At 42.5% G+C, this 13,080-nt stretch carries 7 protein-coding genes; 6 read left to right on the top strand and 1 reads right to left on the bottom strand.

Annotated features, from left to right (window positions below):
* Positions 1-73 precede the first annotated feature (73 nt).
* Positions 74-1,582: a TSUP family transporter gene (locus AB6735_RS08820; protein WP_370995563.1), complete on the top strand. Its 1,509-nt coding sequence runs from the start codon at positions 74-76 to the stop codon at positions 1,580-1,582.
* 1 nt (position 1,583) lies between these two features.
* Positions 1,584-2,294, top strand: coding sequence for a phosphoadenylyl-sulfate reductase (locus AB6735_RS08825; RefSeq protein ID WP_370995564.1), 711 nt, complete (start codon positions 1,584-1,586; stop codon positions 2,292-2,294).
* Between the two features lie 316 nt (positions 2,295-2,610).
* Here AB6735_RS08825 and AB6735_RS08830 read toward each other — a convergent pair whose 3' ends face one another.
* Positions 2,611-5,562 (bottom strand): TonB-dependent receptor, encoded by a 2,952-nt coding sequence (locus AB6735_RS08830; protein WP_370995565.1) that lies wholly within the window; start codon positions 5,560-5,562, stop codon positions 2,611-2,613.
* Positions 5,563-6,331: 769 nt separating this feature from the next.
* On the opposite strand from AB6735_RS08830, the gene proB reads away from it, so the two are divergent.
* The 4 genes from proB to topA all read left to right on the top strand — a co-directional run bounded on the left by proB (position 6,332) and on the right by topA (position 12,993).
* Positions 6,332-7,411 (top strand): glutamate 5-kinase, encoded by a 1,080-nt coding sequence (proB, locus tag AB6735_RS08835; protein WP_370995566.1) that lies wholly within the window; start codon positions 6,332-6,334, stop codon positions 7,409-7,411.
* A 5-nt stretch (positions 7,412-7,416) separates the two neighbouring features.
* On the top strand, positions 7,417-8,664 hold the full coding sequence (locus tag AB6735_RS08840; RefSeq protein ID WP_370995567.1) for a glutamate-5-semialdehyde dehydrogenase: 1,248 nt from the start codon (positions 7,417-7,419) through the stop codon (positions 8,662-8,664).
* A gap of 655 nt (positions 8,665-9,319) precedes the next feature.
* Positions 9,320-10,405 carry a tRNA 2-thiouridine(34) synthase MnmA gene (gene mnmA / locus AB6735_RS08845; protein WP_370995568.1) on the top strand — a complete coding sequence of 362 codons (1,086 nt, stop codon included), beginning with the start codon at positions 9,320-9,322 and terminating at the stop codon, positions 10,403-10,405.
* Positions 10,406-10,602: 197 nt separating this feature from the next.
* Positions 10,603-12,993: a type I DNA topoisomerase gene (topA, locus tag AB6735_RS08850; RefSeq protein WP_370995569.1), complete on the top strand. Its 2,391-nt coding sequence runs from the start codon at positions 10,603-10,605 to the stop codon at positions 12,991-12,993.
* The last annotated feature ends 87 nt before the right edge of the window (positions 12,994-13,080 follow it).

A 13,080-nucleotide genomic window follows, 5' to 3' on the forward strand; every position in this document is an offset into this window, starting at 1 on the left:
TGAAAATGGATTTTGTTAAAGTCCTCTCCTTTGGAGAGGATTTAGGTGAGGCTCTTTCAAACTATAATAACCCATGACATTATTGCCAAAGGATAGCAGCATAGCCAAGGTTCAGAACCAGGATACCGGGGGCAATCAGCTGTTTCCCGTATTTTTAAAGCTGAACGACCTGCATACCGTACTGGTAGGCGGAGGCAATGTGGGTTTGGAAAAGCTGGGCGCTATTTTAAATAATAGTCCATTGGCAAAGGTAACCGTGATTTCCCGTGAGTTTTTACCAGAGGTACACGAGCTGGCATCGCAATATGAAGGTGTCACCATTGTTCAAAAGTCTTTTGCCGATGACGATCTGAATGATGCCGAAGTGGTGATAGCCGCCACAAATGACAGCGACCTGAACAAATACATCCGCCAGGCGGCGCACGATCGCAAATTGCTGATCAATGTGGCTGACAAACCCGAGCTTTGCGATTTTTACCTGGCATCCATCGTTCAAAAAGGCGACTTGAAGCTGGCCATATCTACCAACGGTAAATCGCCAACCATAGCTAAGCGCTTAAAAGAAGTACTGAACGAAAGTATCCCCGACGAACTGGATACCACCCTGCAGCAAATGAGCGAGCTGCGCAACACCCTCACCGGTGATTTTGCCGACAAGGTTAAAACCTTAAATAAAGTAACCTCGGTACTGGTTGAACCTAAGATAACCGTCAACAAGAATTTTATCTGGCTCATCTGGTCAACCATTATTATATCCATAGCTGTTGTTATAGCCGCTTTATATTACCGGGAACCTCAGTTTAAGCTGTTTATTGAAGGCGTACCACCGCAGTTCTATTACTTTTTAGGAGCAGGCTTTTTGTTTGCCCTCATTGATGGAGCTATAGGTATGTCATACGGCGTTACCTCTACCACTTTCTCCTTGTCAATGGGGATCCCCCCGGCTTCGGCCAGTATGGGTGTCCATCTGTCAGAAATTATGAGTTGTGGTATAGCCGGCTGGATGCACTACCGCATGGGTAACATCAACTGGAAACTTTTTAAATTATTAGTGATACCGGGCATAATCGGCGCAGTTACAGGAGCGTATTTGCTATCCTCACTGGAGCATTACAGTCAGTATACCAAGCCGGTAGTGTCTTTATATACATTGATACTTGGACTGGTGATCCTGTCAAAAGCATTCAATGTAAAGCGTAAAAAATCGGCCGATAAGGTAAAACGCATTTCGCTGTTAGGTTTAGGCGGTGGCTTTATTGACGCTGTAGGCGGTGGTGGCTGGGGATCTATCGTATTATCAACCCTGATAGCTGGCGGCCGTAGTCCTCGTTTTTCATTAGGTACGGTAAAATTATCCAGGTTCTTTGTAGCCATTATGGGTTCTTTAACCTTCATCAGCATGGTGAGCAGCGATCATTGGCCTGCTGTAGCCGGTTTAATATTGGGCAGCGCGCTGGCATCACCTATCGCGGCCCGTATCTCTAATAAAATATCAACAAAAACCATTATGGTTTCGGTAGGTATAATCGTTATACTGGTAAGTATCAAATCGATAGTTGCCTTTATTACAAAAGTTTTGTAACATGAGTGAAGTAGTTAAACATATACAAAAAGTAATAGCCGGCCTCGATCCCGTTGAAGCCCTGCGCGAGCTGGCAGAGCTGTTTCCCGGCGAAATTGTATTCTCCACCAGCTTTGGCTGGGAAGATCAGGCCATCAGTCACATGATATTTGCCAATAACTTGCCTATTAAGGTTTTTACTTTAGAAACCGGCAGGCTTTTTCGTGAAACCTATTCCGTATGGAGCAGCACCATGGACAGGTATAAACAACCTATCCACGCCTATTACCCAGATCGTGAGTTGCTGGAAGAAATGGTAAATAAAAAAGGCCCTAACAGCTTTTATGAATCGGTAGAGAACCGTAAGGAGTGCTGCGGCATCCGTAAAATAGAGCCATTGAAACGCGCGCTGAAAGGCAATAAATTATGGATCACCGGCATCCGTGCCGATCAGTCTGCCAATCGTCATGACATGGAAAATGTGGAATGGGACGAGCAAAACCTGCTGGCCAAGTTTCACCCTATTTTCAACTGGACACTGGACGATGTAAAAGCCTATATCAAACAATACAACATCCCTTATAATTCCCTGCATGATAAAGGCTTCCCCAGCATTGGCTGTATGCCTTGTACACGTGCCGTTGCCGAAGGCGAGGATTTCCGCGCCGGCCGCTGGTGGTGGGAAGATCAATCCAAAAAAGAATGCGGCTTGCATGAGGTAAAACAACATTAAGTAAAAAAGCTAACCATCTCTGGTTAGCTTTTTTACTTAATGCTTCACCCACGCGGTGGTTTCACCCGCACGTCATTGCGAGGTACGAAGCAATCTCTACACAGGCGGAGTAACCACGCAAAACCGACTCTGTATAGTATAGAGATTGCTTCGTACCTCGCAATGACGTGATTTTAATATTTTCCTTAACTGTTGTCATTTAATGAGGAACGAGGAGAAATGACAACGGTTAGGGAATCTATCCTCCACAAAAAAAGCGGATAAGCATCAAGCCCATCCGCCTTAAAAACTATATAAAACGTATTAAAAAAATTGCTTATTTGGGCTGTTGTCCGCTTAGCAGGCCATCCAGGGTAACGGATACATAGTACAGGCCGCCAATGGTTGGGCCGCCGGCATACTGAATATATCGTTTGTTAAAAATATCAGTTGCGCCCAGTTTAAATGTAGCGTAGTAAACGGGTACACGGTAAGTAACCTGCGCGTCAACTGTGCCAATAGCGGGAACCGTTCCGGTAACCAGCGGGCTCTCCCACAGGAATGACTCCTGCCATTTATACACCACGTTAAATCCAAAGTTTTTAACTACCTCGCGGTTACCGAATGATACGTTGCCCGACCACTCTGGCGTGTTAAAGCCGGTAACAAAAATATCAGAGGCTGTTTGGGCTTTCAGCTTGTTAAAGCTTACATTACCTGATATGGTATATCTTTTATAAAAGTTATAGCTAATACCTGCTGATGAACCATAATTATGATAGATGTTTTTGGCATTGGTATACACACGGTACCTGCTTTGACCCTGACTGGCTGCATTGGTTGAGGTTGCTGTAGTCGGGTCGCGGTTAATGTCAAGCATGGATAATACGGCTGCGTCTGAGCCTACTGTGGCACCGTTTGGTACAAACACCTGTACCTGGCCCAAAAAGCCGTCATAGCGGTTGGTATAGGCATCTATGTCGATAAATACTTTGTTATCTGCAACAATACCCTTGTAGCCGATCTCGTATGAAGTGATCTGTTCAGGGCGTGCCGGTGGCAGGTCGGCCACTTTCAGCAGGTTTTTATTGGCTAAGGCATTGGCATCTGTACTGCCGCCCGGCGAGGCGTTTACAGCTGCGTTAAAGTTAGTTACCGATGTTTGGGTATAGCTGTTACCCAAATAACCCAATCCGTCGTTTATAAATGGCAAGCTGCCTACACGTTTCACACGCCCATTGTTTACATAAGACAATGCCTCAAACAAGGAAGGGAAACGGTAACCATTCTGAAACGTGAACCTGAAATTATGGTTCTCATTCACGGTATAAACAGCGGCTAAACGCGGCGTAAACTTCGGATCGAAATAAGGGTTATAATCCCAGCGGATAGATCCGAATAATTTTAATTTTTCATCAAAAAAGGTTTTGGTTACCTGTGTAAAGGCGCCATACTTTTTGTAAATCACGTTTTTACCAAATGAACCATCGGCCAAAGGTGTGTTACGATCGGCAATTGGGCGACTAAAATCAACAAAGTTGTTGCCATCTGGAATGATAGAGTATACGCGTACATCACCACCAACCAACAGATCAACCACTTTTACATGGTTAGTAAGGTCCCACTGGGCCTCGGCATTATACATACGGCTTTTTTGTACCAGCGCGGCACCACCGGTTGCCGGCGCATTTGGGATCAGGCTCGATTTGATATCCCAGTTATTGATGCCAATGATGGTTTTACGCAAATCATTAAAGGCCTGTGTGCCGGGTTCTACCCTGCCCTTATCAGCGGCGGCTCTGGCAAATTGCTCCGCAGCAGCCAGGTTAGCCGATGTCAGTTTACCACCATTGAATGATTTAAGCGCGTTGCCATAAAGCGTAGCCCAGGCCGAGTTGCTGGCGTGGTTCAGGTCGAGGTTATCGGCCAAAGGTTTTACGTTAAATGAATTGCCCGTGTTTTCTATCGACTCATAGGCGCGAACTAAAAATTCTTTGCCTTTTAACTCTACTTTATGATTTTGTACGGTAGCGCCATCGAGTGAAATTTTATTACCCCGTTGAAAAACGCCATCCATGCGACCATAGCGGTAGGTGTATGATAAAATGGTGTTCGGTGTTATTTTGTAGGCCAGTGTACCATCGAGTTTTAAGTTGGTTACGTGCGGATCAACCAGGTCGACCTCATTATAACCGGTACGGGCCACGTTAAGGTTGGGTCGGGCCACACCATCAACACTAATACCTTTAATTACAACCGTATTACTGCCGGCAAGCGCGTCATCGCCATATTTATTCCAGCCATCGTAAGCCGCATTGCTGGTACCGGTGAGTTCGGGGTAAGCGGGGTTGGCCGTTTTCAGGTTGCCCGGGTTTTGATCTTTCCGGGTGTTTGATTGCCAGTCGGTACCTTGTAAATAACTAAAGTTTACCTTAAAAGCGAATTTATCATTGAAAGCTTTGGCGAATCTTAAAGCATCCTCGGTTAATGAGCTTGCGCCCAAAGCATCGTTACCTACGTGGTTTACAGCCTGGCGGTGGTAAAAGCTCAGACCCTGGTATTTGAATGGATCTTTGGTAAAAAGGTTGGATAAACCATTGATGGCATTGGTGCCATATAAGGCCGCTGCTGCTCCGGGCGTGATCTCGATGCTGGCGATATCCAGTTCGGTTGGGCCAATGGCATTACCCAGCGGTACGCCTAAAGTAGCCGATTGCATATCAACCCCGTCAACCAGCTGCATAAACCTGAAGTTATTCGGGCTGTTAAAACCACGCGTGTTAGGCACTTTAAGGGTGATACTGGTGGTAGTCATCTGTACGCCTTTTACGTTCTCCAGCGCGTCATAAAAGCTGGGCCCTGGCGATTGTTTCAATGCGTTAATGCTCAATTTCTCGATAGCTACAGGCGAGCGTAGTAATTTTTCTTCCTTGCGCGATGCCGTAACCACTACTTCATTGATGAGTAATGATTGGGAAGTAAGCTGGATGTTTAAAGCGCTGTTAGCATTTTTAATATAAAACTCCTGAGGCTGAAAACCTATTGCTGTAAAGATCAGTGTATAAGGTAATTTGGCACTGGTGGTTAAGGAGAATTTACCGGTACTATCCGTAGCTGTTTTATTAGTAGTACCTTTTATGCTAACGGTGGTGCCCACTAAAGGCTGTCCGTGGTCATCTTTAACTTGTCCGCTTAAAATGTACGAACCATTTAATTGTGCAAAACTAACGGCTGGCGCAAGCAAAAGAAAAAGTACAATGAGTTTTATTGAATTTGTAAAAATTTTCATGTAGTAAGGTTGGTGGTGGAAACTGAATTTATTTGTTGATTAAATGTCTTGATAGATGTAGGGATCAAAAGCATCAACAACATGCAGCGGAGCACTGCATTTTTATTAGGGGCATTGTAGTAATTTTATAATAATGATACATTGTCTATAGAATTAGTCGACAAAAATAGAAAAAAATTAGGTTTTACAAATTATTTTTGATTTTAATTTTTAGCGACACTTTATTGGGGCTCACAATTTCCGTACGACCGTTTGTATGAATTATTTGACAACCGATAATTAATACTTTTTAAACCTTTCAAAATCCTTCAAAAATTTGTTAAAAAGTGTTAAAATGAGGTAAAAACTCTATTAAAACGCATATTTGTTGGGTCTTTTGATCTTGTTTTTAACTAAAAAGTGTTAAAATTTAAAGTTTAAAAAGCTTTTGAATGAATAGCCTTCCAGGGATGTGATTAAAAATCTCTCATGCTCTAAAATATCTATTGCTCCTCTCCCATTTCATCATATTTCAACAAACCATGGATGAATTAAGATGTGGCAATAAAAGACTGTTTTGAATAGATTTTGGATCATAATTAATATAAATAAATAAGAAAATATCAATATAGAGTTATAAACCATTGTAAATTATAATTACAAGACGCTAAATGACTATTTTTAGGTAAAAAACTCTATTTTATAATTAAAAATTATTCAATTTAAGGCCAAAGTATATCAATATCAATAAAAAATAACTATTTTTGACTCAAAATACCATCAATAGGAAATGGCCTTCAACTACCAGCGCATCATTATCAAAATAGGCTCTAACGTTTTTACCCAGGAAAATGGCTTACCCAACCTGCAACGGATAGAACACCTGGTTGAGCAGATAGCGGCGATCAAAAAACAAGGCAAGGAGGTGATCCTGGTATCATCAGGAGCGGTAGCTTCTGGCCGGAGTTTGATCACCATTTCCGAAAAATATGATGCTATCGCCGCAAGGCAGCTATTGGCCTCCATAGGCCAGGTAAAGCTGATCAATACCTACTCCAGTCTTTTTGAGCGTTTTGATATCCTTTGCTCGCAGGTACTGGTCACCAAAGAAGATTTCAGGGACAGAATGCACTACCTGAACATGAAAAACTGCCTGGAGCTGCTATTACAGCACCAGGTGATACCTGTTGTGAATGAAAATGACGTAGTATCGGTAACAGAACTCATGTTTACGGATAATGACGAGCTTGCCGGTCTTATTGCCTCTATGCTGAATGCCCAGGCCCTTATCGTACTAACCAATGTTGATGGTATATATAATGGCAACCCCAACGCACCTGGATCTGCTGTAATTGAAGAAGTTAATGGCTCTGTGGTTGATTTCGCGGAGTTTGTTACCTCGGGCCGGTCGCAATTTGGTCGTGGTGGCATGATCACTAAATCAACCATGTCGCAAAAAACGGCGCAACTGGGAATAGCCGTACATATAGCCAACGGCACCCGTGAAAATATATTGACCGATGTGCTGGAAAACAAGGTTATACATACCCGTTTTATCCCTACTAAAAAAGCATCCGGCAAAAAGAAATGGATTGCCCATTCTGAAAAATCGGCTACAGGCGTTGTACAGGTTAACGAAGGTGCCAGGACTGCCTTAGTGTCCAGCAAAGCCACCAGTTTATTGCCGGTAGGTATTGTTAAAGTGGTAAGCGACTTTAAAAAGGGTGATATTATAAAACTGGTTGACGAAAAAAACAAGCAAGTGGGCTTGGGCATCGCCGAATATGGAGCAGATAAAGCCAGAGAACGTGTTGGACAGAAAAACCAAAAGCCATTGGTGCATTATGATTATCTTTATTTACAGGGTTAACAGCAATGGAATACGATAACTATTTTAAAAACGCGCTTATTGCAGGCAGAAAGCCCGCCCTTGCCCCTGCCATTATTAACCAGGTATTGCAGGATGTAGCTGCCGAAGCCATTGCACAAACCGGTTATCTGTTGGCCGAGAATCAAAAAGATCTTGACCGGATGGATAGCTCCGATTCAAAATACGACCGGCTGAAACTTACCGCCGCCCGCATTGAAGCCATAGCCGGTGATATAGTAAATGTTGCCCTTTTAGATAGTCCACTGGGTAAACAGCTTTCACAAACTAATATGCCCAATGGCTTGTCTATTACAAAGGTCAGGGTTCCTCTGGGGGTTGTAGGGGTTATTTATGAGGCCCGGCCCAATGTAACGTTTGATGTATTTGCCCTTTGTTTTAAAACCGGTAATATCAGCATTTTAAAGGGCGGCAGCGATGCCGATTTCTCTAACCGGGCCATTATCTCGGTTATTCATAAAGTATTGCGTAAGCATCAGCTGGATACCGATATTGTGACCTTATTACCCGCTGATCGTGAAGCCACCGCCGCTTTGTTAAATGCCGTTGGCTTTGTGGATGTGCTGATACCAAGAGGGAGCCAGTCGTTGATCAATTTTGTCCGGGACAACAGTAAAGTCCCTGTAATTGAAACCGGTGCTGGTATTGTTCACACTTACTTTGATGAATCTGGCGATCTGGAAAAAGGCGCGCAAATTATAGCCAATGCCAAAACGCGTCGGGTAAGCGTATGTAACGCGCTCGACTGTTTAATTATCCATTCGTCACGCATTAATGATCTTCCAAGGATTACCCATTTATTAAAACAAAAACAGGTAGAGCTATTTGCCGATGAGGCAGCTTACGCCGAATTAAAAGGTATATACCCCGATGATTTGTTGCATAAAGCACAACCTGAGCATTTCGGTACCGAGTTCCTGTCAATGAAAATGGCTATTAAAACGGTAGATAATTTTGACCAGGCGCTTAAACATATTGCAGTAAACGGTTCAAAACATAGCGAAGCCATTATCAGTGAAGATGCCGAGCATATTGCTACATTTTTAAATGATGTAGATGCTGCCGCGGTTTATGCCAATGTTTCAACCGCATTTACCGACGGCGCCCAATTTGGTCTTGGTGCCGAAATTGGTATCAGCACACAAAAACTCCACGCCCGTGGCCCTATGGGGCTTGAAGAACTAACCAGTTATAAGTGGTTGGTTAAAGGCGATGGTCAAACCCGCAACCCATAATTATAAACCTATACCTATACTTTGTTGCAAAAAAAAGGTGCTCGAAAGAGCACCTTAAATTTTCCTCACTGTTCGGTCCGGGCAATTATTTAATCAGGTAATTTGCTATGGCAACAAAACAAATAATCACTAAAATCACTCCTTGCAGTTTTTGCTCTAATGTTAACTGGCTTATCATTTTAAATTAATTAGGGTATAGCAAATTTAAAATGTAAACGTGATGTTACAAGAGTGTAATACACTTTTGCATTTTTTTTAACAAAAAACTTACATACTTTTTACAATGGTCATCTGTACATTTATTCATTAAAATAATCGCAAAAAAATGAGTGCCCTGTTAAAATTTATGTAGAGATTAAACAGCAATAAAGTGTTAAATTTTATGCTTTATGATTAATTAAAATGCATTTTTTAGGTAGTTTTTCGATTTGGCTTTTTTTGTTTTTAAAACATATAAGAATATTAATGTTTTTTTCCGTTAACCAGCATCATAATATCTGACAAAGTAACTCTTTATATAATTTAATTAACAGTTTGATTATTAACAGTAATTAACCAATGGTTAATTACTGTTTCTTTTTTCATTCTTCCATTTTACCCTCGGCTGACTAATAAAGTATTAACATCAAAACCAAAAAGGTATCTTTGCAAAATTATGAGTAAGCATGGCAGGATATTAGTGGCAATGAGTGGTGGGGTTGATAGTTCGGTAGCAGCGGTGATGCTGCATGAGCAGGGCTATGAGGTTATCGGGCTTACTATGAAAACCTGGGACTATGCCTCATCTGGCGGTAGTTCAAAAGAAACCGGCTGCTGCAGTCTGGATAGTATCAATGACGCCCGTGCTTTAGCGGTGGGTTATGGTTTCCCTCATTATATATTAGATATCAGAAGTGAATTTGGCGATTTTGTGATCGACAATTTTGTGGATGAGTACCTTGCAGGCCGCACCCCTAACCCATGTGTGCTATGCAACACCCATATTAAGTGGGATGCCCTTTTAAAACGTGCCGATAAACTCGATTGCGAATTTATAGCTACAGGACATTACGCTAACATCCGCTTGCATAACGGGCGTTACGTAATATCAAAGGGAAAAGACGAAAACAAAGATCAATCGTACGTATTGTGGGGTGTATCCCAGCAAAATCTTGCCCGTACAAAATTCCCTTTAGGTAGTTTCTCAAAACCCGAGATCAGGCAAATGGCTATGGATATGGGGCAGATGGAACTTGCCGGCAAAAGCGAAAGCTATGAGATCTGCTTTGTGCCTGACAATGACTATAGGGCCTTTTTAAGACACAAAGTTGAAGATCTGGATGATCGTATAGGTCCGGGTAACTTTACGCTTACCAGCGGCACCGTAGTGGGCAAGCATCAGGGATATCCGTTTTATACCATAGGCCAACGTAAGGGTTTAGGTATAGCATTGGGCCATCCTATGTTTGTTACGGCTATAGATCCGCAAACAAATACGGTTGTTTTAGGTACCGCTGATGAATTGGAACGCAAACAGGCCTGGGTTAAAAACCTTAACCTGGTTAAATATGCCAATATTAATGAGCCTTTAGAAGCTATTACTAAAATTCGGTACAAGGATGCCGGTACACAAAGCAGCATTGTACAAATGGGCGAACATATGAAAGTTGATTTTCATCATAATGTATCGGGTATAGCACCGGGCCAGTCGGCTGTATTTTATGAAGGGAATGACCTTCTGGGTGGTGGTTTCCTGATGTAGGCATCCCCTACTGCTTACTGACGCTGAACTGCTGGCCCTGCAATTTTCATTATCAAAACGTTGTAAAACCTCGCTTTAATAATAATCCTGCATTCCAACTATTTATCCGCTCAGCCGTAAAAGCTTCCATGCTTTTCCGAAAACAAATTTGCGTTTCACTTTCTTTATGTTTTATTTGCAAAAAAATAACTGCTTAAATGGCCAAAAACCTACTCATAGTTGAATCTCCGGCGAAAGCCAAAACCATCGAAGGATATCTTGGGAAAGACTTTACGGTTAAATCAAGTTACGGCCATATCCGTGATCTGATAAAATCTGAAGACGCGATTGATATAGCTAATAACTTTACCCAGAAATATGAAGTACCAGCCGATAAAAAGCAAGTTGTCAGTGAATTAAAGAAATTAGCTAAAGAAGCCGAAATGGTTTGGCTCGCATCGGACGAGGACCGTGAGGGAGAAGCCATATCCTGGCATTTATTTGAAACACTGGGTTTAAAAGATGCCACCACCAAGCGTATTGTTTTTCACGAAATAACCAAACCAGCTATATTAAAGGCAATTGATACTCCACGTAAAATTGACTATAACCTGGTTAATGCCCAGCAGGCACGCCGGGTATTGGACAGATTAGTAGGTTTCGAGCTCTCTCCTGTTTTGTGGAAAAAAGTAAAACCATCTTTATCTGCCGGTCGTGTACAATCAGTAGCCGTAAGGCTCATCGTTGATCGCGAAAGGGAGATCAATAAATTTAAATCAGAAGCTGCTTTTAAAATAGTAGCCATATTTGGTAAAGGTAAAGAAGCGTTCAAAGCAGAACTTTCCGAGCGTTTTAGCAAACAGGAAGATGCTGAGAAATTCCTCACCGATTGTATTGGGGCCGATTTTGATATCCGCTCGTTAGAGACAAAACCTGCAAAACGTTCCCCTGCAGCGCCATTTACAACATCTACATTACAACAAGAGGCCAGCAGGAAATTGGGATACTCTGTGGCCCGTACCATGCAGGTTGCTCAAAAGCTATACGAATCGGGTAATATTACCTATATGCGTACCGACTCGGTTAACTTGTCAGAAACCGCCTTAAATGCTGCTCAACAAGAGATCATATCGGCTTACGGCGAAAAATACCACCAGCACCGTAAATATAAAACCAAAAATGCCAGTGCCCAGGAAGCGCATGAGGCAATAAGGCCAACTTATTTTAATAATCATACCATTGATGGAGATTCATCAGAAAAGCGTCTGTATGAGCTAATCTGGAAACGCGCTATCGCTTCACAGATGAGTGAAGCACAGTTTGAAAAAACAACCGCTAAGATCAGTATTTCCACTCGCCCGGAAGAACTGACAGCCAATGGGGAAGTAATGAAGTTTGATGGTTTCCTGAAGGTGTACCTGGAATCTGCCGATGATGATGAAGAGGATACCCAACAGGATGGCGAAAACACCATGCTTCCTCCTTTAACAAGAGGTCAGCGTCTGGCTTTACAGGAAATGTCGGCTACGGAACGCTTTTCCCGTCCACCAGCGCGCTATACGGAGGCCAGTTTGGTTAAGAAACTGGAAGAATTAGGCATCGGTCGGCCATCAACTTATGCTCCTACCATCTCAACCATCCAAAACCGTGGTTATGTAGTTAAGGAAGAGCGCGAAGGGAAAGTACGCAATTTCAGAGTATTGACCCTAAAAGGTGATGCTATCGTTAAGGAAAATAAAACCGAAAATACAGGCGCTGAACGGGGTAAACTATTCCCTACGGATATTGGTGCGGTAGTTAACGATTTCCTGGTACAGTATTTTAATGATATTGTTGATTTTAACTTTACAGCAAGCGTTGAAAAGCAATTTGACGAAATAGCACAAGGCTTAAAAGAGTGGACAGCGATGCTTCATGATTTTTATAATCCTTTCCATAAAGAAGTTCAAAGCACCATTGAGACTGCGGATAAAGCCACCGGTGAGCGCGAATTAGGTGTACATCCGGAAAACGGCAAAAAAGTATCGGTACGTATTGGCCGCTATGGCCCTTTTGTGCAGATAGGTGACAGTGCAACTGATGAAAACGAAGAAAAGCCACTTTACGCGAGCTTAAGAAATGGCCAGAGTATAGAAACTATCAGTCTTGATGAAGCACTGGAACTGTTTAAGTTACCCAAGGTTGTGGGTGAGTACGAAGGTAAAGTAATGAAGGTAGCTATTGGCCGCTTCGGACCTTATATCAGTCATAATAGCGCGTTTGTTTCTTTGCCGAAAGAAATTGATCCGCTGGATGTTACCGAAGAGCAGGCAATCGAACTGATCAATGCCAAGCGCAAAAAAGACGCTGAGAAACTAATTAAATCTTTTGACGAAGATCCCGAAGTTAAAGTACTCAATGGTCGCTGGGGCCCTTATATTGAATTTGGTAAGTTGAACGTAAAGATTCCTAAAGATAGGGATCCGTTAACACTTACTTATGAAGAATGCAAGGCCCTGGCCAACGCTATGCCAAAGGATGCTAAAAAAGGCCGGTTTGGTAAAGCGGCAACGGCAAAACCAGCAGCTAAAGCACCTGCAAAGAAAAAAGCAGCAGCAAAAAAGAAATGATTTTTTTGAATGGTTGATTAGGTTGATTAAGTGAATAGTTGTTCTATCATTTATTTAACTACTCACCTAATCAACCACTCACACAGT

This window comes from Mucilaginibacter sp. RCC_168, assembly GCF_041355315.1.
Lineage (GTDB): Bacteria > Bacteroidota > Bacteroidia > Sphingobacteriales > Sphingobacteriaceae > Mucilaginibacter.

Bases quoted from the DNA above. Each gene is read 5' to 3' on its own strand.
- AB6735_RS08820 (WP_370995563.1), top strand. From the start codon at position 74: ATGACATTATTGCCAAAGGATAGCAGCATAGCCAAGGTTCAGAACCAG.
- AB6735_RS08825 (WP_370995564.1), top strand. From the start codon at position 1,584: ATGAGTGAAGTAGTTAAACATATACAAAAAGTAATAGCCGGCCTCGAT.
- AB6735_RS08830 (WP_370995565.1), bottom strand. From the start codon at position 5,562: ATGAAAATTTTTACAAATTCAATAAAACTCATTGTACTTTTTCTTTTG.
- proB (WP_370995566.1), top strand. From the start codon at position 6,332: ATGGCCTTCAACTACCAGCGCATCATTATCAAAATAGGCTCTAACGTT.
- AB6735_RS08840 (WP_370995567.1), top strand. From the start codon at position 7,417: ATGGAATACGATAACTATTTTAAAAACGCGCTTATTGCAGGCAGAAAG.
- mnmA (WP_370995568.1), top strand. From the start codon at position 9,320: ATGAGTAAGCATGGCAGGATATTAGTGGCAATGAGTGGTGGGGTTGAT.
- topA (WP_370995569.1), top strand. From the start codon at position 10,603: ATGGCCAAAAACCTACTCATAGTTGAATCTCCGGCGAAAGCCAAAACC.